We start from the raw sequence: 18383 nt of genomic DNA on the forward strand, positions 1-18383 counted from the left end.
GAAGCCGCCCCAACCTCGTCATTCTAGGGCGAAGCAAGGAGCGAAGCGACGCGGCGCAGACCATAGAATCCATGCCGTGACTTGGAAGCGCCGCCGCGGTGCAGAATTTTGGTCCGTTGCATTCCTTGACGAAGGTAACGGCATGGATTCTAGGGTCTTCGCGACGGAGCTTCGCTCCTGCTCCGCCCTAGAATGACGATCGCGATGGGCGTTTCGGCCAATCTCAAAGCCATGCCGCCTGCCAACGCAAACAGAGCCGACCGGTCAAAATCCCTGTGCTGGGGAAACTGGACGCACCCCAGGTCGGGAATCGCGGCGATGCGCCTAACCGCCGTCTTGCATCGATGGCGGATGCGGTTTACCCCCTCGATCCTTACTTTTGAGGATCGACCATGCTTGATATCAAGTGGATTCGCGACAACCCCAAGGCCCTTGTGGAAGCGCTGGTGAAGCGCTCGTGGCCGGCGGGCGAAGCGCAGTCCACGGTCGACGACCTGGTCGCGAAAGACGAAGCGCGGCGCTCACATCTCAGCGAGCTGCAGGTCAAGCAAGAACGCCGCAATGCCGCTTCGAAGGAGATCGGCAACGCCATGCGTTCAGGCGATTCAGCGCTCGCCGACAAGCTCAAGGGCGAGGTCAGCGAGATCAAGGCGTTCATCCAGAATGGCGAGGCGCGCGAGCGCGAGCTCGACAAGGCGCTGGACGACGCGCTGGCGGTTCTGCCCAATGTGCCGCTTGACGACGTGCCGGTCGGTAAGGACGAGCACGATAATGTCGTCAAGCGTATCGTCGGCGAGGTGCCGACGCGCCCGAACTGGGTGAAGGAGCATTTCGAGATCGGCGAAGCGCTCGGCATGATGGATTTCGAGCGGGCGGCGAAATTGTCCGGCTCGCGCTTCACGGTGCTGAAGAGCCAGCTGGCGCGCATGGAGCGGGCGCTCGGCCAGTTCATGATCGACCTGCACACGACAGAGCACGGTTATGAAGAGATCATCCCGCCGCTGATGGTGCGCGACGAGGTATTGTTCGGCACCAATCAGCTGCCGAAATTCGAGCTCGACCTGTTCTTCACGCCGCATGGCGACAGTCGGCTTGGCCTCATTCCGACGGCGGAAGTGCCGCTCACCAATCTCGTGCGAGAAGAGATCACCGCGCATGAAAAGCTGCCGCTGCGCTACACGGCGCTGACTCCATGCTTCCGCTCGGAAGCCGGCTCGGCCGGCCGCGACACGCGCGGCATGCTGCGCCAGCACCAGTTCTACAAGGTGGAGCTGGTCTCGATCACCGACCAGGAAAGCTCGCTCGCCGAGCATGAGCGCATGACTGAATGCGCCGAGGAAGTGCTGAAGCGGCTCGGCCTGCCGTTCCGTACCGTCACGCTCTGCACCGGCGACATGGGTTTCGGCGCGCGCAAGACCTACGACATCGAGGTCTGGCTGCCGGGGCAGAACGCCTATCGCGAAATCTCGTCCTGCTCGGTCTGCGGCGATTTCCAGGCCAGGCGCATGGATGCCCGCTACAAGGACAAGGACGGCAAGGGCAATCGCTTCGTTCACACGCTCAACGGTTCGGGCACCGCGGTCGGCCGCGCTCTTATAGCCGTCATCGAAAACTACCAGAATGAGGATGGCAGCGTAACCATTCCTGAAGTGCTGAGACCTTACATGGGTGGTCTCGCGAAGATCGAAGCGAAGTGACTTGATGCGCATTCTCCTGACCAATGACGACGGCATACACGCCGAAGGGCTGGCGTCGCTCGAACGCATCGCCCGCACGCTGTCGGACGACGTCTGGGTGGTTGCGCCGGAGCAGGACCAGTCCGGCTATGCGCATTCGCTGTCGATCTCGGAGCCGCTCAGGCTGCGTAGGATCGGCGAAAAGCACTACGCCGTGCGCGGCACGCCGACCGACTGCGTCATCATGGGCACGAAAAAAATCCTGCCCGGACCGCCGGATCTGATCCTGTCCGGCGTCAATTCCGGCGCCAACATCGCCGACGACGTCACCTATTCGGGCACCGTTGCGGGCGCCATGGAAGGCGCGCTGCTCGGCGTCCGCTCGATCGCGGTGAGCCAGGCCTATTCCTATGTCGGCGAGGATCGCGTCGTGCCTTACGAGACGACCGAGGCGCTGGCGCCGGCGTTGCTGAAGCGACTGGTGGAGACGCCGCTGCCGGAAGGCGTGCTGCTCAACGTCAATTTCCCGAACTGCGCGCCGGACGAGGTGGTGGGCACCGTCGTCACCGCGCAGGGCAAGCTGGTGCACAGCCTTTGGGTCGACGAGCGGCGCGACGGGCGCGGCCTGCCTTACTACTGGCTGCGCTTCGGCCGCGAGCCGGTCGAAGGCAAGAAGGGCACGGATCTCCATGCGCTGCGCAACCGGCTGGTGTCGGTGACGCCGCTGCAGCTCGACCTCACCGCCCATGAACTCCGCGACCAACTGACCAAGGCGCTGTCATAAAATAGGTTTTGGCATGAATACGGGCCTCGACGACCGCGAAGGTTTTGCCGCTTTCCTGCTCAGGCTGCGGGGCAGGGGCGCGGCGCCGAAGGCGCTGGTCGCCGCCTTCGAGGCGACGCCGCGGCGTGGTTTCCTGCCCGCGCAGTTCCATGCGGTCGCCTGGTCGGACGGCATGCTGCCGATCGAATGCGGCGAGGCGATCGAGGGCGCCGATTTGCAGGCGGCGGTGATCGCAGCACTCCACATCGAGTCGGGCAACCGCGTGCTCGAGATCGGCACCGGCTCTGGATACACCGCAGCGGTCATGTCGCGGCTTGCGGCGCGCGTCATCACGATCGACCGCTACAAGACCCTGGCCGAGCAGGCCAAGCAGCGTTTCGAGGCGCTCGCCATCAGCAACGTCATCGCCCGCCAGGCCGACGGGTCAAACGGCCTGCCCAATGAAGGGCCGTTCGACCGTATCGTCGCCTGGGCCGCCTTTGACAGCCTGCCGCGCTTCCTGCTCGACCAACTGTCGAGCGGCGGCATCGTCATCGCGCCGATCGGCCCGGAAGAGGGCGAGCAGGTGCTGGCCAAGCTCACCAAGGTCGGCAGCCGCTTCGAGCGCGAGGACATCGGCATGGTCAGGCTGCAGCCGATCCTGCGCAGCGTCGCGATGGTGATTTAGCGGGCCTCACAGCCCTCGCCAAAATTCCCGCCAATGTTTTAAGAAAATTTTCGTCGGATTCTAATGGGTTAACCGCCCAGTAACATTAACGCGCTTTAATCGTGACCAGTTTGTACCGGGTCTGTGCGGGTTAGTGCGATGCAATTCAATCACTTGAAGGCAAACAGACGTAATCTGGCGCGCGGTTGCGCTGTCCTGATGATTGCCGGCGCGGCGGCCGGGTGCAGTTCCCAGTCGATGCGCTTCAACGGTGTCGACGACGTGTTCACGTCATCCACCAACAATCAGCGCGCCATCATCAACAAGCAGAATGTCGACCAGCCCTATCCGGGCGACACGGTCGCTCCGGCGCCGGCCGACGGCACCCACACCCAGTCGGTGAGCCGCTCGAGCCTCGAGCCGGTCACGGCGCAGCAGCTGCCGCCGCCCTCGCAGCCTGCCGCCGCGCCGGCCAGGCCGATGCGCACAGCGTCAGCCCCGGCACTTGCTCCGGCTCCCGCGCTTGCTCCCGCGCCGCATGTCGACAGAACGACCACCAACACCGTCGCGCCGGCCAAGCCGTTCAAGACGGCCGAGCCCGACGCCGTGCGCAACGCCAGTGCTGCCCCGCATGCGACCGAAATCGTGGTCAGGGACGGCGAGACGCTTTCGGGCCTGGCGCAGCACTATCACGTGCCTGCCGATGCCATCGCCAAGGTCAACGGGATCGATCCGAAGAAGGGCATCCGCAGCGGCCAGAAGATCGTCATTCCCGCCTATGCCTATTCCAGCAAGGCGGAGCCGAAGGTCGCCGAGGGCAAGCCGGTGAATACGCCGAAGCAGCCTGCCGGCGCGCCGGAGAAGGTTGCGGTGCTGCCGCAGCAGCCGAAAATCAAGGACGGCAAGTCGGCCGCTCAGGTCGACACGTCGGCCGCGGCCAGCGGCTCGAAGAATCCCAAGCCAGCGTCGCAGATGGCCGAGGCCAAGCCGGCCGGCGCCGGCGGCTCCTACACGGTGCAGCAGGGCGACTCGCTGTCGTCGATCGCCAGAAAGACCGGCGTCGGGGTCGTGGCGCTGAAGAAGGCCAACGGTATGCAGGACGGCCTGCTCAAGATCGGCCAGACGCTCAAGGTCCCGGCCGGCGGCACGGTCGCGGTTGCCGCGGCAAAGCCCGCGGCCACCAAGCCGGCGGTCGATCCGGTGACGACGGCAACGACGCCGCCGGCGGCCAAGACCACCGAGACGCTCGCCTCCTATACGCCGCCTAAGAAGGATGCCAAGGTCATCCAGCAGGCCGAGGACGACGATGCGGTGGCGCCCGACGCGACCGGGATCGGCAAGATGCGCTGGCCGGTGCGCGGCCGGGTCATCTCGGGCTTCGGCTCCGGCAAGGACGGCGTCGACATAGCGGTGCCGGAAGGAACGCCGATCAAGGCAGCCGAGAACGGCGTCGTCATCTATGCCGGCGACGGCCTCAAGGAGTTCGGCAACACCGTGCTGGTGCGGCACGAGAACGGCCTGGTCACCGTCTACGGCCATGCAAGCTCGATCGAGGTGCAGCGCGGCCAGAAGGTCAAGCGCGGCCAGGAGATCGCGCTGTCCGGCATGAGCGGCACCACCGACTCGCCTAAGCTGCACTTCGAAGTGCGCAAGAACTCGGCCCCGGTCGATCCGACCGGCTACCTCGAATAGAACAAGAACCGTTTGCGGGCCGCCTGACCTCCAGTCCGGCCCGCCGTCTTCAGCCCGCTCCGCAAGGAGCGGGCTTTTTCAGATTCGTGCAAGATGCCTGCCCGCAAGGTTCAGAGGTGATCGCGCAGCGTGTCGGCGATCATCTCTTCAAGGCTGCTGGCCTTCACGCCAAGAAGCGTCTCCGCGTCGGAGCTATCGACCAGCAAGGGGCTCTCGAACAGGTATCGCATCTCGATGAGCTCATGCATGCCCAGGGCTTTCATCTCGGGGATGGAATAGGAGCGTGTTTCCGGGATCTCTTGTCCGAGCATTGCCGCGGTTTTCCGGATGAGCTCGCGGGGCGAGGCGTACTGCGAAGGAACATGAAACGCCCGTCCCCATTCACCCGTGTAGCGAGAGGCCGCGACAAGCGTGCTCGCGACATCCTTGGTGAAGGCCCAGGCATGAGTTGCGTCGAGGTCTCCAATGAAGGCGGTGGGCTTGCCTTGGATGATGGAGGGCAGCGCGACCAGCGAGAAATAGCTGATCGCGCCATGCCCGAGATAGTCGCTGGACCGCACTTCGATCGCCGGCACATTGGCGCGGACCGCCCGCTGCCACATGATGGTCCTGGCGGTTCCCTTCTTCGAAGTCGGGTCTAAAGACATGTCGGAGCGAAGCGGGCGGTCGGCATTTTCCCCATAACCATAGAGGTTGCCGAGCACGATGAGCTTCGCGCCGACCGCTTCCGCCGCGCGCACGGTGCCGTCGATTATGGGGAAAAAGTCGGTCGGCCACCGATGATATGTGGCCATGGCGCACATGAAAATGGCATCGGCGCCTCGGCAGAGGCGTGACAGCTCCGCGGCGTCCGTGGCGTCAGCCCGTATCGTCCGCACATTCGGCAACGCGTTCGAACCGACGCTTCGGCTTGTGAGAACGACGTCGTGTCCTTCTTCGCCAAGACGGCGAGCCGTCTCGCGCCCAACCGGGCCCGCGCCGACAACAACATAGAAACTCATGGCAACCTCTCTTCCAAGCTTGATGGAGAGGCGTGAGTACAAGTTCAGGGCGTTGAAAATCGCGCGGGAATTGCCAAATCTTGGACAGGTTTTGCCATGAATCGAGAGAGCATGCCTTCGCAATTCGAGCCGGTCCGATCCTCGTCCGACGTAGCAATGGTCTCCCGGCATGTTGAAGCAGGCGTCCATCGCCTGTCCCGGGCGCCACACCATCGCATCATGGTGCATGCAAGCGCGGCAACGCGCTCCTACTGCAACCAGGTCGGGCGATATTTCGTCAGGCGCGCCGGCGATATCGACCTGGTGCCGGCTGGCGAGGAGGGCGGCTTCGACGCTGAAACCCCGTTCGAGACGATTGAGATCATCTTGCAGCCGGCCTTGATGGAAAGGGTCGCCGCGGAACTTGGCGGCAGGGCGCGAGCGTCGCGGCTCGACACACGCCATTTGCTTCGTGACCAGCGCATCGAACATCTCGCTCGAGCGCTGCAGAGCGACCTCAATGCCGGCGCGCCGAGCGGCTCTTTGTTTGCCGACAGCATCGGCGCCGCCCTTGCGGTGAGGCTGCTCGGTCTCGATGGCCCAGGCATTGTTCAAACGAACCGGTTGTCGGATGCGCAGCTCAAGCGGGTTCTGGAACACATAGAGACCGCTCTCCACGAGCCGCTTTCGATTGACCGGCTGAGCCGGGTTGCCGGCGCGAGCAGCTCGCACTTGCGGACATGGTTCAAGGTGGCGACGGGCGTCACCCTGCATCGCTACGTGCTGCGACGCCGCGTGGAAAGGGCGCGCGTTCTGCTCAAGCAAGGCGATCTAAGCACGAGCGAGGTTGCAGCATTGACGGGCTTCGCGCATCAGTCGCATCTGGCGCATTGGATGCGCCGCGAGACTGGCCAGACGCCGCGCGACCTGCGACGGATGATCTCGCGCAAGTGACGTTGACGCTTCAATCCTTCAGCGGCTTGCCGAGCCTCCCGGCGAGGTCCTGCGTGAACTGCCAGGCGACACGGCCGGAACGGCTGCCGCGCGTGGTTGCCCATTCCAGCGCCTCGGCGCGCAACTGCTCGGGGTCGATCGCCAGATCGTGGTAGCGGACATAGCCGTCGATCATGTCGAGGTATTCGTCCTGCGAGCATTTGTGGAAACCGAGCCACAGGCCGAAACGGTCAGAAAGCGAGACCTTTTCCTCGACCGCTTCCGAAGGGTTGATGGCGGTGGAGCGCTCATTGTCGATCATGTCGCGCGGCAACAGATGCCGCCGGTTGGACGTGGCGTAGAAGATGACGTTGCTGGGCCGGCCCTCGACGCCGCCTTCGAGCGCCGCCTTTAGCGACTTGTACGAGGTGTCGTCGTGGTCGAAGGAAAGGTCATCGCAAAACAGGATGAAGCGCCAGGGAGCCGCCTTCAGAAGACCCATCAGCTTGGGCAGCGTGTCGATGTCCTCGCGGTGGATTTCGATCAGCTTCAGCGGCCGGTCGAGCTTGTCGGAGGCGTTGACGGTGGCATGCACGGCCTTGACAAGGGACGATTTGCCCATGCCGCGCGCGCCCCACAAAAGCACGTTGTTGGCCGCATAGCCGGACGCGAAACGCTCGGTGTTGTCGAGCAGGATGTCGCGCACGCGGTCAACGCCGCGGATCAGGCCGATGTCGACGCGGTTGACCTTGCGGACCGGTTCCAGAAAGCCAGGGTCCGCCTGCCACACGAAACAGTCGGCAACACCGAGGTCGGTCTGCGGCACGGGCGGCGGGGCAAGGCGAGCGACTGCCTCGATCAGGCGGTCGAGTTTCTTGTTCAATGCGTCAATGCTGTCGGTCATGTCAGGTCTTTTTTGTCGAGGTATTTCAGCGTGTGGGAGCGGCTTCCATGACATCGCTGCAAGAACCAGGCCCAAGCTTTTGTTGGAGCATGATCTTTTCGGTGGCCTCGAAGCCGCTTCCGCTGCGACGCTCTAGCACGCCGCAAACGGCTGGAAAAGCAACGGATCGGGCTCGCAGCGCAGTTGCATTGGCAAGTTTACCGACTATATTCCGGCCAAATTTTCGCGGGGCCGCCCCGGCGGTATTTCACCATCCAGGAGTTTCTTGATGTTCGTTACACCGGCATACGCCCAGGGCGTCGGCGCCTCGCCAGACATGTTGATCTCGATTTTGCCGTTTGTCCTGATTTTCGTGATCATGTATTTTCTGATCATCCGGCCGCAGCGCGCGCAGCTGAAGAAGCGCCAGGAGATGCTGTCGGCGGTGCGCCGCGGCGACACGGTGGTGACCGGCGGCGGCTTCGTCGGCAAGGTGACCAAGGTGATCGACGACAACGAGCTGGAGATCGACCTTGGCGGCGGAACCAAGGTGACGGCGCTGCGCTCGACGATTTCGGACGTGCGCGTCAAGGGCGAGCCGGTGGCGAACCAGAACGCCAAGAAGTAATCCTAACCTCGATGGCGGAACGCTGCCGCTTGTACGCCTGAACGGATAAAACGAATGCTCTATTTCTCGCGCCTGAAGATGATCCTGATCTGGCTCGCCGTGGCCATCACAGTGATCCTCGCCGCGCCCAATCTCTTCCCGGCGAGCACGCTGGCGCAATTGCCGAACTGGGTGCCGAAGCGGCAGATGACGCTGGGCCTCGATCTTCAGGGCGGCTCGCACATCCTGCTGCAGATGGATCAGAACGACCTGATCAAGGATCAGCTGCAGACGACGCGCGACGAGATCAGGACGCTGCTGCGCGATGCCAAGATCCAATATACCGGCCTTGGCGGAACAGGCCGAACCGTGCAGGTGCGCATTAACGATGCGAGCCAGGTCGAAGCCGCCAAGACAGCGCTGAAGCCGATAACCAACCCGGTCGCAGCCGGTCTGTTTGCCGGTGGTTCCGTGCAGTCGATGGCGCTGGACGATTCCGAGCCTGGGCTGTTGAAGTTCACCGTCACGGATGCGGGCATCAAATATCGCACCTCGACCGCGCTCTCGCAGGCGATCGAGGTGGTCGAGCGACGCGTCAACGCGCTTGGCACGACCGAGCCGATCGTGCAGCGGCAGGGCGACGATCGCATCCTGGTCCAGGTGCCCGGGCTCCAGAACCCGCAAAGGCTCAAGGACATTATCGGCCAGACCGCCAAGCTGACGTTCCAGATGGTCGACACGTCGGTGCCGGTCCAGGACGCGATGAAGAATCGCCCGCCGGCTGGCGACTCGGTCCTTTATTCGCAGGACGATCCTCCGGTTCCTTACCTCGTCGAGAACCGCGTTATCGTCTCGGGCGAAGACCTGTCGAATGCGACGCCAACTTATAATTCGCAGACCAATGAGCCGGTGGTTTCGTTCACCTTCAATTCCCGCGGGGCGACCAGGTTCGGCCAGGCGACCCAACAGAATGTCGGCAAGCCGTTCGCCATCGTGCTCGACAACCAGGTGATTTCGGCACCGGTGATCCGCGAGCCGATCCTCGGCGGCAGCGGCCAGATCTCCGGCAATTTCACGACCGAGAGCGCCAACGACCTCGCCGTCTTGCTGCGCGCCGGCGCCCTGCCAGCCAAATTGACCATCATCGAAGAGCGTACGGTCGGCCCGGGCCTTGGTCAGGACTCCATCCACGCCGGCAAGGTGGCTGGCGTGATCGGCTCAATCCTCGTCGTAGCCTTCATGTTCGTCGCCTATGGGTTCCTCGGTTTCCTGGCCAACATCGCTCTGGCTGTGCACGTGGCGATGATCGTCGGCGCGCTGTCGCTGCTCGGCGCCACGCTGACCTTGCCCGGCATCGCCGGTATCGTGCTCACCATCGGCATGGCGGTGGACTCCAACGTCCTGATCTACGAGCGCATCCGCGAGGAGCGGCGAGCCGGCCGCTCGGTGATCCAGGCGATCGACACCGGCTTCTCGAAGGCGCTGGCCACGATCGTCGATTCCAACGTCACCTCGCTGATCGCCACAGTGGTGCTGTTCTGGCTGGGTACAGGGCCGGTCAAGGGCTTTGCGATCACCTATGCGATCGGCATTCTGACCACGGTCTTCACCGCCTTCACCTTCACCCGCATGCTGGTGTCGATCTGGCTGCGCCGCGCCCGGCCGAAGGAATTGCCGCGCGCGCCGGTCACCTTCATTCCGCCGGGCACGAAGATCCCGTTCATGGGCATCCGCCGCTGGACGTTTGCTCTCTCCAGCACGTTGTCTATCCTGTCGGTCGTCGGGTTCCTGACCCTTGGCATCAACTACGGCATCGACTTCAAGGGCGGCTCGCTGATCGAGGTGCAGTCCAAGCAGGGCGATGCCAATCTTGGCGACATCCGCAGCAGGCTGTCCGAGCTCAACATCGGCGAGATCCAGGTGCAACAGTTCGGTGCGCCGAACGACGTGCTGATCCGTGTCGGCACGCAGGACGCCGGCGAGAATGCAGAGCAGACCGTGATCGACAAGGTGCGGGGCGAACTGCAGGACCAATATGACTTCCGCCGGGTCGAGGTGGTCGGGCCGACGGTCTCAGGCGAGTTGGCCAAGCAGGGCACGATCGCCATGCTGATCGCGCTGGCGGGCATCCTGCTCTATGTCTGGTTCCGCTTCGAATGGCAGTTCGCCGTCGGCGCCATCGTGGCCACGGTGCACGATGTGGTGATGACGATCGGCTTCTTCGTCTTGTCAGGGCTGGAGTTCAACCAGTCGTCGCTGGCGGCAATCCTGACTATCATCGGGTATTCGCTGAACGACACCATCGTGGTCTATGACCGCGTTCGTGAGGATCTGCGAAAATACAAGAAAATGCCGCTGCCGCAGCTCTTGAACAATGCCATCAACGAGACGCTGTCCAGAACCACGCTGACCTCCGTTACCACGTCGCTGGCGCTGTTGGCACTGGTGCTGTTCGGCGGCGAGGTGATCCGTTCCTTCACGCTGGCGATGCTGTTCGGCGTGGTGTTCGGCACCTATTCGTCGATCTTCATCGCCGCGCCGCTGCTGATCCTCTTCAAGCTGAGGCCGCAGGCCTCGGCTGAGGAGAAGCCGGTGAACGGCAAGGCCGTGGCGACCTGACGCCGTTTCGGCATCATGTTCTAGAGCCATGGCCAAAGGCATCATCATCCGCGAGGCGCATTTCCCGGGCAAGGCGCCGATCGAGGCCTATGGTAATGGCGGCTTTCGCTTTGCCGACATGTCGCATCGCGGATCGCTGCTCGTCCTGCCGTCGGGCATCCATGGCTGGGAGCCGGCCGATCCGCTGGCGCTGAAGGCCGCGGATTTCGACAAGCTGTTCGCCGAGGCCGGCAAGGTCGAGATCCTGCTGGTCGGCATGGGCAAGGATTTGCGGCCGCTGCCGGCAACTTTGCGCGCCGCGCTCAAGGAGGCCGGGATCTCGGCCGACCCGATGTCGACGGGAGCGGCGGTGCGGACTTACAATGTCCTGCTCGCCGAAGATCGCGCCGTGGCCGCGGCGCTGATCGCCGTCGATTGAATGGCCGGCACGTCCAACATCATCAAGAATGGCGACATCGTCATGGATGCGGTGCGCGCTGCCGACCATGACCGGTATCTGTCGGCGCTTTATGCGCCGGCCGACAAGCGCGACGCGCTGCTCGCGCTCTACGCCTTCAATGCAGAGATTGCCGGCGTGCGCGATCGCATCCATGAGCCGCTGCCGGGCGAGGTCAGGCTGCAATGGTGGCGAGACGTCATTTCGGCCGAAGGCGATGCCGAGACAGGCCATCCGACAGCCGACGCCCTGCGCGCGACGATCGCCGCCTGCCGGTTGCCGAAGGCTGCTTTCGACAACATGCTCGAGGCGCGCATCTTCGATCTCTATGACGACCCGATGCCGTCGCGGACCGATCTCGAAGGCTATTGCGGCGAGACGGCCGCGGCGCTGATCCAACTTGTGGCGATGGCGCTCGATCCGGCCGCCGCGCCTGGCTTTGCCGAACTGGCGGGCAGGGCCGGCTGCGCGCAGGCGATCACCGGCTTGTTGTTGCTTCTGCCGCTCCATCGTCGGCGCGGACAGTGTTTTGTGCCCGCCGACATCCTTTCGGCGGCCGGCACGACGCCGGAAGAGTTCGTCAAAGGCGAGGGCGGGGCAGCCGCCGAGCGCGCGGTTACGGCGATGATTGCGCTGGCGCGCGAGCATCTCAACGCCTTCGAGACAGGTGCGCCGGCGCTTCCCGTTGCGCTGCGGCCCGCCTTCCTGCCGCTGGCGCTAACCCATGCCTATCTCGACAGGATGGAGAAGGCGGGGTCGCCGCTCAGTGCGACGGCAACGCTCTCAACCTTGCGCCGACACTGGCTGCTCCTGCGTCATGCGATGCGGGGCTGGACGCCCCCTTTGACGTAAACGTCAACCGTGCTAGGGATTCCGATGCGTGGACTCGCGTCAAAGAAATGCGGCCCGCCGGAGGAGCCGTCTTTCCATGAGCCTGCCAGTCCTGGTCGTCCTTGTCGTGTTCGGCATCGCGTTGTCGGTCGCCGCCGTGCATTTCACCGGCGGTACGACGACCGCGACGCTTGCCGGCGTCGATCATGCGCTCGCACGCTTTGCCGAGGATTTTCCCGACGAAAGACCGAGTACCGTGCGGCTGACAGCCGACAGCCATGCCGCGTTTCTCGATCTCGGTCCGCAGCGCTGCGGCATCGTCCGGAGCATAGGCGATTGTTTTCTGACGCGTATCGTCACGCCGCGCGACATTCTGGCGCTGACCAGGGAAGGAAGCGCGATTTCGCTGCGGCTCGATGATTTCACCTGGAAAGGCGGGCGGTTTGCTTTTGCCGACGAAGCCGGCGCGCTGGCCGTGGCGGCGGCATTGCAAAGCCATGATCGGATCCGGGAGGCGGCGTGATGGACGAGTATAATTTCCCGCAGGTCACCCAGCTTGCGATCCCGTTCTTCGTCGCGGCGATCCTGATCGAGCTTTGGCTGGTGCGCACCGGCCGCGCCAAGGGATCGTTCGAGACGCGCGACACGCTGACCAGCCTGATGATGGGGACCGGCAATGTCGTCGCAGGCTTGCTGCTCGGCGTCGTGTCCTATTGGGCGCTGCTGTGGCTGTGGCAATTCCGCTTCTTCAATCTCGGCCTGTCGATCTGGGTTTTTGTCGCCGCCTTCCTGCTCGATGATTTGCGCTACTACGTGTACCACCGCATCGCGCACCGGGTGCGCTGGGTGTGGGCCGAGCACGTCAACCATCATTCCAGCCAGCACTACAATCTTTCAACGGCGCTGAGACAAAGCTGGACTGGCCTGTTCACCTTCACCTTCATCCTGCAGGCGCCGCTGGTGCTGCTCGGCTTCCATCCTGCGGTGATCGCCTTCGTCTTCGGTTTCAACCTGGTCTGGCAGTTCTGGATCCACACCGAGACGATCGGCAAGATGTGGGGCTGGTTCGAATTCGTCTTCAACACACCCTCGCACCACCGCGTCCATCACGCCACCAATCCGCGCTATCTCGACGCCAACTATGCCGGCACGCTGATCGTCTGGGACCGCATGTTCGGCACCTTCGTCGAGGAGTTGGAGGAGGACCGGCCGCGCTATGGCATCGTCAAGAACATCGGCACCTTCAATCCGCTGAAGGTGGCCTTCCACGAATGGATAGGCATGTTCAAGGATGCGCTGGCGCCGGGTCTGACGCCGGGTCAGCGCGTCAACTATCTCATCCAGCCGCCGGGCTGGAGCCATGACGGCTCGCGCGATACCTCAGAGACGCTGAAGGCGGCTTATGTGCGGAGAAATCCGGGAGAGGCAGGAAAGCCGGGATTGCCGGGAATGAGTTCCGAGCCTGCGGAGTAGCGACATTTCAGGATGGGTCGCCCGAGCCGCCATCCCGTATCAACGTCTCGTAGTCGCGGCCGCCGTAGAAGACGTTGACGATGAGCACGGCATCGCCCTCGATCACATAGGCGATGACGGCTGAATGCTCGAAAGGGACGGTTAGTAGCCCCGGTGCGATATCGTCGCGCGAGCGGCCGCCGCGAGGGGCATTGCCGATGCTTTGGCAACGATCTTCCATGCGCAGAACGAACTTCAGGGCGACTTGAGGATTTCCGCTCGCCTCCGCTATGTGTCTGAAGATGTTAGCAAGATCATCTCTCGCGCTTTGACGATATTGGACTTCAAGCCGCTGAATCATCGTCGGGGCTCGAACACTCGGCAAAAAGCCCATGAAGATGGGAGCGAACATCTTCTCTTGAAACGTTAGGTCTCTTGTCCTCAAGCGAAGCCTTCACACGTGCACGGATCGATGCCATGCGCTCGGCATGCTCCTCCTCCTCGCGCTGGAAGGCTCGAAGAGCGGCGCGGATAACTTCGCTGGCCGAGCCGTAGGAGCCGTCCTCGACCTTTTCGCGGATCAGGCGTGCCATGGCCGGCGTGACGGTGACGGACAGTTTCTCGGCGGATTCCATGGCTCGTCTCACGTGCGAGTAGGATGATATCCTACTTTATATGGGCCTCCAACAGAAACCGAAAAGCCTACTCCGCCGCTTCCGCCCGCGCCGGCAGCCCCAGCCATACCCTGCAATCGGCCAAAGCGCGCGAGGTGATGGCGTGGCGCTTGGCGATGGTCTTGTCCTTGCCGCGCAGGCGCTTGCCTTCGGTCTTCGGCGCCTCGACCGGCGGGAACAGGCCGAAATTGACGTTCATCGGCTGGAAAGAGCGTTTGCCGGGCTCGTCGTCGGAGACGATGTGGCCGCCGGTGATGTGGTTGAGCAGCGCGCCGAAGGCGGTGGTCGAGGGCGGCAGCGACGGCGCCTGGCCGAGCCGTTCGGCGGCGGCGAAGCGGCCGGCGAGCAGGCCGATGGCGGCGCTTTCGACATAGCCTTCGCAACCGGTGATCTGGCCGGCAAAGCGCAGGCCGGGGCGCGATTTCAGCTGCAGCGAAGGATCAAGCAGCGTCGGCGAGTTAATGTAGGTGTTGCGGTGCAGGCCGCCCAGACGCGCAAAGTCGGCGTTTTCAAGCCCCGGAATGGTGCGGAAGATGCGCACCTGCTCGGCATGCTTCAGCTTGGTCTGGAAGCCGACCATGTTGTAGAGCGTGCCCAGCGCATTGTCTTGCCGGAGCTGCACCACCGCATAGGCCTTGACCGTCGGATTGTGGACGTTGGTCAGCCCCATCGGCTTCATCGGCCCGTAGCGCAGGGTCTCGACACCGCGCTCGGCCATCACCTCGATCGGCAGGCAGCCGTCGAAATAGGGCGTGCCTTCCCATTCCTTGAACTCGGTCTTTTGGCCGTCGAGCAGCGCCTGGACGAAGGCGAAATATTGCTCCTTGTCCATCGGGCAGTTGATGTAGTCCTTGCCGGTGCCGCCGGGACCGACCTTGTCGTAGCGCGACTGGAACCAGGCCGTGTTCATGTCGATCGTGTCGAAATGCACGATCGGCGCGATCGCGTCGAAGAAGGCGAGCGCATCGGCGCCGGTAGCTTCCGCAATCGACTGCGCCAGCGCGGGCGCCGTCAGCGGGCCGGTGGCGATGATCGCCTGGTCCCAATCCGTGGGCGGCAGCCCGGGCACTTCCTCACGCTGGATGGTGATCAGCGGATGCGCCTCGATCTTCGCGGTGACCGCGTCGGAAAAGCCGTCACGGTCGACGGCGAGCGCGCCGCCGGCCGGCACCTGGTTGGCGTCGCCCGCGCTCATGATCAACGAGCCGGCAAGCCGCAATTCGGCGTGCAGCAGCCCGACGGCGTTGTTCTCGGCGTCGTCGGAGCGGAAGGAATTGGAGCAGACCAGCTCGGCCAGACCGTCGGTCTTGTGCGCGTCGGTGCCGCGCACCGGGCGCATCTCATGCAGCACGACCGGAACGCCGGCTTGCGCAATTTGCCATGCGGCTTCGGAGCCGGCGAGGCCGCCGCCGATGACGTGTACGGGATTTTTGCTCATGAGCGCCGGAATAATCGCTTGGGGACGCGATTGCAATTGCCAGCTGAGAACGCACGAGGCCGGTGCCTGTGCCAGAAACAACAACCCCGCCGGGGGAGGAGGTCCGGCGGGTGTCGTTTTGGGGGTCGATCCTCGGGAGGAGGTGAAGATCGACCTTATTCGTCATCGCCGGGGAGGAGGTCGGCTTTGACGAAATTCCTTATCGCCCCTGAGGACGAAAATTCTTTTCGCCTTTGAGGACGAAATTCGTTTCGCCTTTGAGAAGGGGCGAAGCCTTCGAAGACGAACTGCGTTCGCTTCTGGAAAACAACGCCCGCCGGGGGAGGAGGTCCGGCGGGCGCCGTTTTGGTGGTCAACCCTCGGGAGGAGGTGAGGGTTGGCCGTATCCGTCAGGGTCGGGGAGGAGGTCGACCCTGGCGAAATGCCTTGCTTAGATCACCTTGCGGGCGACCGTCTTGATCTCGTCGCGAACGATGCCGAGATCATGGAGCTGGCGGTTTGAAAGCCGACCCAGCTCAGCAACAGTGTCGCGATAGACGCGCCAGTTACGATAGCTGCGGATCAGGTTCATTGTCTTAACTCTCTTCAAAACTGGTTCGGACCATTTGCGGTCCGAAGCGGATTAGACCGCCTTGCGGGCGACGTAGTGGATGTCGCTGCGGCTGATGCCGAGGTCGGTCAGTTCACGGTTCGACAGGCGGTTCAGCTCGGAGACGGTGTCCCGGTAGCGGCGCCAGTTGCGGTAGTTGCGGATCAGGTTCATGGTAGTTCTCGTTTCGTCTTTGGTTCGGATCATTCCGTTTGTGTACGAACAGAAAATAGGTGGGATCATATCGGTTTAAAAGTGCCGTTGGCGCATGGCAGCAATGCAAATTGTGCAATGCAACATTAACGGCCGTTCACGCCTGCGTCGCAAAGAAGCCGAATCGGAAAGTGCCGCCGCGTCAACGGGTTGGCTGTCCCGGTTGAGGAAATGACCGGGCTTCGGGGGAAAGCATGGCGAGCTATACGGCACGGCTAAGGGCGGATATCGCCCGCTGGCGGGAGAGAGGGCTGATCGATCCCGCCACGGCGGAGGCATTGACGCGCGACGTCGCCGCCAACGAGCGCGCGTCGCTGAGTTTCGGCTCGATCCTGGCGATGATGGCGGCACTTCTGTTCGGCGCAGCGATCCTGATTTTCGTCGCCGCCAACTGGGAGGCCATCCCGCGTGTCGTTCGCGTGGCGGCGCTTTTCGCCGTTATCCTGGCCGGCTATGTCGGCGGCGCGGTGCTGAAGACGCGCGACCATGCCGCGATCGGCGAGGCGCTGTGGATCGTTGCAGCCGCCGCCTTCGGCGGATCGATCACGCTGATCGGCCAGATGTACCATCTTTCGGGCGACGAGGCCTCGGCGCTGGTGATGTGGTGCGCCGGCACGGCGTTGGCGGCAGTAGCGCTGCGTTCGAACCCGCTGACGGTGGCTGCGGTCGGCATCGCCGATGCCTGGCTGGTCCTCAAGGGGTTCGGCTTCTACTGGCGCGCGGAAATTCCGCATCTCTTCATCATCATGGCGATCGTCCTGTTCGCCATTTCGTTCTGGACGCGCAGCCGGGCAGCGCGCCACCTCATCATTCTGTCTGTCATTCTGTATCTGGTCTTGCTGGCGACGGATCACGACACGCTGCCGGTGGCCGTGTCGCTGGCCATTGCGTCAGTGCTGCTCTTTGCCGCCGCGGTCTTTGCCGGCGATCCGATCGACAGAATCCTGCAGTTGGGCGGCCGGCTGTCCTTGCACGCCTTGCTCGGCTTCCTGACCGGCGTGGCGATGATCCAGTTCGAGCTGGCGGATGAAAGCACCTACAATAGCGGTTTCGCCCTCGCCTCGATCGTAGCGCTTGCCGGCATCGTGGCGGCGATCATGTTGGCCGGCCGCGAGAGCAGGGGCCTGCGCTGGCTGGCCTATGCCGGCTTCGCCTTCGAACTCGCCATTATCTATAGCGTCACCTTGAGGTCGATGCTGGATACGGCCGGCTTCTTCCTGGCGGCTGCCGTGCTGCTCGGCATACTGGCCCTGATCATCATCCGCCTTGAGAAACGCATGAGGACGCCCGCCGAGACAGGAGCAGCGGCATGACCGGCAAGAAACTGATCGTCTCGGCGCTGGTGCTGGCGCTTGTCCAGATCGGCTTTCTCAGCTGGATCATCGCTGGCCGCGCCGCGATTCTGCGCAACGGCAAGGAAGTGCTGCTGAAAGTCCAACCGGTCGATCCGCGCGATCTCCTGCGCGGCGACTATATCTCGCTCAACAACAACATTTCGCGCATCCCGGTGAAGCTGATCGCCAGCCTTCCGCAAGGCAAGCTCTCCAGCGACGACACAGCGATGGTGGTCCGGTTGAAGAAGGGCTCCGACGGCTATTGGCAGCCGACCGCGGCGTGGTTCGGCAAAGCGCCGGCCCCGGCAGGCGAGGACGAAGCAGACATTGCCGGCCATGTCGGGGAAGGCTGGGGCCTTAGCGATCCGGAAGCGACAATCGCACCCGACTACGGGATCGACCGCTTCTATCTGCCGGAAGGCGAAGGAATGGCGATCCAGGACGACATGCGCGTGCGGCCGTTCGGCATCAAGCTCGCGCTTGCGGCCGACGGCACGGCGCAGATCAAGGCGCTGATGGACGGCGACAAGACGCTGTTCGAGGAGCCGCTTTATTAGGCCGCTTTGGCCAGCGCATCGGAGGGTCTATCGAGCAGG

20 protein-coding genes are annotated in these 18383 nt (G+C 63.4%); 13 read left to right on the forward strand and 7 right to left on the reverse strand.

The annotated features are described in order from the left end of the window. The first annotated feature begins 392 nt into the window (after positions 1-392). From serS to FJ980_RS14380, 4 genes are all read left to right on the forward strand, one after another. On the forward strand, positions 393-1697 hold the full coding sequence (gene serS, locus FJ980_RS14365) for a serine--tRNA ligase (RefSeq protein WP_140543692.1): 1305 nt from the start codon (positions 393-395) through the stop codon (positions 1695-1697). Between the two features lie 4 nt (positions 1698-1701). Then, positions 1702-2460, forward strand: a complete 759-nt coding sequence (gene surE / locus FJ980_RS14370) for a 5'/3'-nucleotidase SurE (RefSeq protein ID WP_140543694.1) — start codon at positions 1702-1704, stop codon at positions 2458-2460. Positions 2461-2473: 13 nt separating this feature from the next. Beyond that, a complete protein-coding gene (locus tag FJ980_RS14375; RefSeq protein WP_140543696.1) occupies positions 2474-3127 on the forward strand; it encodes a protein-L-isoaspartate(D-aspartate) O-methyltransferase in 654 nt (217 codons plus the stop codon). 138 nt (positions 3128-3265) lie between these two features. After that, on the forward strand, positions 3266-4798 hold the full coding sequence (locus tag FJ980_RS14380) for a peptidoglycan DD-metalloendopeptidase family protein (RefSeq protein WP_140543698.1): 1533 nt from the start codon (positions 3266-3268) through the stop codon (positions 4796-4798). Positions 4799-4908: 110 nt separating this feature from the next. Here FJ980_RS14380 and FJ980_RS14385 read toward each other — a convergent pair whose 3' ends face one another. Beyond that, a complete protein-coding gene (locus FJ980_RS14385; protein WP_140543752.1) occupies positions 4909-5799 on the reverse strand; it encodes an NAD-dependent epimerase/dehydratase family protein in 891 nt (296 codons plus the stop codon). Between the two features lie 111 nt (positions 5800-5910). Between FJ980_RS14385 and FJ980_RS14390 the strand changes: the two genes are divergently transcribed. Next, a complete protein-coding gene (locus FJ980_RS14390) occupies positions 5911-6732 on the forward strand; it encodes an AraC family transcriptional regulator (RefSeq protein WP_140543700.1) in 822 nt (273 codons plus the stop codon). 10 nt (positions 6733-6742) lie between these two features. Here the strand turns inward: FJ980_RS14390 and FJ980_RS14395 are convergent, their stop codons facing one another. After that, positions 6743-7615 (reverse strand): ATP-binding protein, encoded by an 873-nt coding sequence (locus FJ980_RS14395; protein WP_140543702.1) that lies wholly within the window; start codon positions 7613-7615, stop codon positions 6743-6745. A gap of 268 nt (positions 7616-7883) precedes the next feature. Between FJ980_RS14395 and yajC the strand changes: the two genes are divergently transcribed. The 6 genes from yajC to FJ980_RS14425 all read left to right on the forward strand — a co-directional run bounded on the left by yajC (position 7884) and on the right by FJ980_RS14425 (position 13560). Further along, positions 7884-8222, forward strand: a complete 339-nt coding sequence (gene yajC, locus FJ980_RS14400) for a preprotein translocase subunit YajC (protein ID WP_095765024.1) — start codon at positions 7884-7886, stop codon at positions 8220-8222. Positions 8223-8276: 54 nt separating this feature from the next. After that, positions 8277-10820, forward strand: a complete 2544-nt coding sequence (gene secDF / locus FJ980_RS14405) for a protein translocase subunit SecDF (protein ID WP_140543704.1) — start codon at positions 8277-8279, stop codon at positions 10818-10820. Positions 10821-10848: 28 nt separating this feature from the next. Continuing rightward, positions 10849-11238, forward strand: a complete 390-nt coding sequence (locus FJ980_RS14410; protein ID WP_140543706.1) for an Mth938-like domain-containing protein — start codon at positions 10849-10851, stop codon at positions 11236-11238. Next, a complete protein-coding gene (locus FJ980_RS14415) occupies positions 11239-12108 on the forward strand; it encodes a phytoene/squalene synthase family protein (RefSeq protein ID WP_246676416.1) in 870 nt (289 codons plus the stop codon). It abuts the gene before it with no gap. Positions 12109-12184: 76 nt separating this feature from the next. Beyond that, positions 12185-12610 (forward strand): hypothetical protein, encoded by a 426-nt coding sequence (locus tag FJ980_RS14420; protein WP_140543708.1) that lies wholly within the window; start codon positions 12185-12187, stop codon positions 12608-12610. Then, a complete protein-coding gene (locus FJ980_RS14425; protein WP_181181202.1) occupies positions 12610-13560 on the forward strand; it encodes a sterol desaturase family protein in 951 nt (316 codons plus the stop codon). The genes FJ980_RS14420 and FJ980_RS14425 overlap by 1 nt, the downstream gene beginning before the upstream one ends. 7 nt (positions 13561-13567) lie before the next feature. Here the strand turns inward: FJ980_RS14425 and FJ980_RS14430 are convergent, their stop codons facing one another. The 5 genes from FJ980_RS14430 to FJ980_RS14450 all read right to left on the reverse strand — a co-directional run bounded on the left by FJ980_RS14430 (position 13568) and on the right by FJ980_RS14450 (position 16414). Beyond that, positions 13568-13900, reverse strand: coding sequence for a type II toxin-antitoxin system RelE/ParE family toxin (locus tag FJ980_RS14430; RefSeq protein WP_181181203.1), 333 nt, complete (start codon positions 13898-13900; stop codon positions 13568-13570). Then, complete coding sequence (locus FJ980_RS14435; protein WP_140543712.1) at positions 13884-14174, reverse strand: type II toxin-antitoxin system ParD family antitoxin; 291 nt, start codon at positions 14172-14174, stop codon at positions 13884-13886. Before FJ980_RS14435 ends, FJ980_RS14430 begins: the two co-directional genes overlap by 17 nt. A 67-nt stretch (positions 14175-14241) precedes the next feature. After that, positions 14242-15651 carry a methylenetetrahydrofolate--tRNA-(uracil(54)-C(5))-methyltransferase (FADH(2)-oxidizing) TrmFO gene (gene trmFO, locus FJ980_RS14440; RefSeq protein WP_140543714.1) on the reverse strand — a complete coding sequence of 470 codons (1410 nt, stop codon included), beginning with the start codon at positions 15649-15651 and terminating at the stop codon, positions 14242-14244. Positions 15652-16081: 430 nt separating this feature from the next. Continuing rightward, complete coding sequence (locus FJ980_RS14445) at positions 16082-16222, reverse strand: DUF1127 domain-containing protein (RefSeq protein ID WP_140543716.1); 141 nt, start codon at positions 16220-16222, stop codon at positions 16082-16084. Positions 16223-16273: 51 nt separating this feature from the next. Continuing rightward, positions 16274-16414 (reverse strand): DUF1127 domain-containing protein, encoded by a 141-nt coding sequence (locus tag FJ980_RS14450; RefSeq protein ID WP_095765031.1) that lies wholly within the window; start codon positions 16412-16414, stop codon positions 16274-16276. 233 nt (positions 16415-16647) lie between these two features. On the opposite strand from FJ980_RS14450, the gene FJ980_RS14455 reads away from it, so the two are divergent. Next, positions 16648-17766: a DUF2157 domain-containing protein gene (locus FJ980_RS14455; RefSeq protein ID WP_140543718.1), complete on the forward strand. Its 1119-nt coding sequence runs from the start codon at positions 16648-16650 to the stop codon at positions 17764-17766. Then, complete coding sequence (locus tag FJ980_RS14460; protein ID WP_140543720.1) at positions 17763-18344, forward strand: GDYXXLXY domain-containing protein; 582 nt, start codon at positions 17763-17765, stop codon at positions 18342-18344. Before FJ980_RS14455 ends, FJ980_RS14460 begins: the two co-directional genes overlap by 4 nt. Positions 18345-18383: the final 39 nt, after the last annotated feature.

This window comes from Mesorhizobium sp. B1-1-5, from assembly GCF_006443065.1.
Classification (GTDB): Bacteria; Pseudomonadota; Alphaproteobacteria; order Rhizobiales; family Rhizobiaceae; genus Mesorhizobium.

What these genes read in the sequence shown, in the direction of transcription:
- serS (WP_140543692.1), top strand. Translation starts at nt 393, where the DNA reads ATGCTTGATATCAAGTGGATTCGCGACAACCCCAAGGCCCTTGTGGAA.
- surE (WP_140543694.1), top strand. Translation starts at nt 1,702, where the DNA reads ATGCGCATTCTCCTGACCAATGACGACGGCATACACGCCGAAGGGCTG.
- FJ980_RS14375 (WP_140543696.1), top strand. Translation starts at nt 2,474, where the DNA reads ATGAATACGGGCCTCGACGACCGCGAAGGTTTTGCCGCTTTCCTGCTC.
- FJ980_RS14380 (WP_140543698.1), top strand. Translation starts at nt 3,266, where the DNA reads ATGCAATTCAATCACTTGAAGGCAAACAGACGTAATCTGGCGCGCGGT.
- FJ980_RS14385 (WP_140543752.1), bottom strand. Translation starts at nt 5,799, where the DNA reads ATGAGTTTCTATGTTGTTGTCGGCGCGGGCCCGGTTGGGCGCGAGACG.
- FJ980_RS14390 (WP_140543700.1), top strand. Translation starts at nt 5,911, where the DNA reads ATGCCTTCGCAATTCGAGCCGGTCCGATCCTCGTCCGACGTAGCAATG.
- FJ980_RS14395 (WP_140543702.1), bottom strand. Translation starts at nt 7,615, where the DNA reads ATGACCGACAGCATTGACGCATTGAACAAGAAACTCGACCGCCTGATC.
- yajC (WP_095765024.1), top strand. Translation starts at nt 7,884, where the DNA reads ATGTTCGTTACACCGGCATACGCCCAGGGCGTCGGCGCCTCGCCAGAC.
- secDF (WP_140543704.1), top strand. Translation starts at nt 8,277, where the DNA reads ATGCTCTATTTCTCGCGCCTGAAGATGATCCTGATCTGGCTCGCCGTG.
- FJ980_RS14410 (WP_140543706.1), top strand. Translation starts at nt 10,849, where the DNA reads ATGGCCAAAGGCATCATCATCCGCGAGGCGCATTTCCCGGGCAAGGCG.
- FJ980_RS14415 (WP_246676416.1), top strand. Translation starts at nt 11,239, where the DNA reads ATGGCCGGCACGTCCAACATCATCAAGAATGGCGACATCGTCATGGAT.
- FJ980_RS14420 (WP_140543708.1), top strand. Translation starts at nt 12,185, where the DNA reads ATGAGCCTGCCAGTCCTGGTCGTCCTTGTCGTGTTCGGCATCGCGTTG.
- FJ980_RS14425 (WP_181181202.1), top strand. Translation starts at nt 12,610, where the DNA reads ATGGACGAGTATAATTTCCCGCAGGTCACCCAGCTTGCGATCCCGTTC.
- FJ980_RS14430 (WP_181181203.1), bottom strand. Translation starts at nt 13,900, where the DNA reads ATGATTCAGCGGCTTGAAGTCCAATATCGTCAAAGCGCGAGAGATGAT.
- FJ980_RS14435 (WP_140543712.1), bottom strand. Translation starts at nt 14,174, where the DNA reads ATGGAATCCGCCGAGAAACTGTCCGTCACCGTCACGCCGGCCATGGCA.
- trmFO (WP_140543714.1), bottom strand. Translation starts at nt 15,651, where the DNA reads ATGAGCAAAAATCCCGTACACGTCATCGGCGGCGGCCTCGCCGGCTCC.
- FJ980_RS14445 (WP_140543716.1), bottom strand. Translation starts at nt 16,222, where the DNA reads ATGAACCTGATCCGCAGCTATCGTAACTGGCGCGTCTATCGCGACACT.
- FJ980_RS14450 (WP_095765031.1), bottom strand. Translation starts at nt 16,414, where the DNA reads ATGAACCTGATCCGCAACTACCGCAACTGGCGCCGCTACCGGGACACC.
- FJ980_RS14455 (WP_140543718.1), top strand. Translation starts at nt 16,648, where the DNA reads ATGGCGAGCTATACGGCACGGCTAAGGGCGGATATCGCCCGCTGGCGG.
- FJ980_RS14460 (WP_140543720.1), top strand. Translation starts at nt 17,763, where the DNA reads ATGACCGGCAAGAAACTGATCGTCTCGGCGCTGGTGCTGGCGCTTGTC.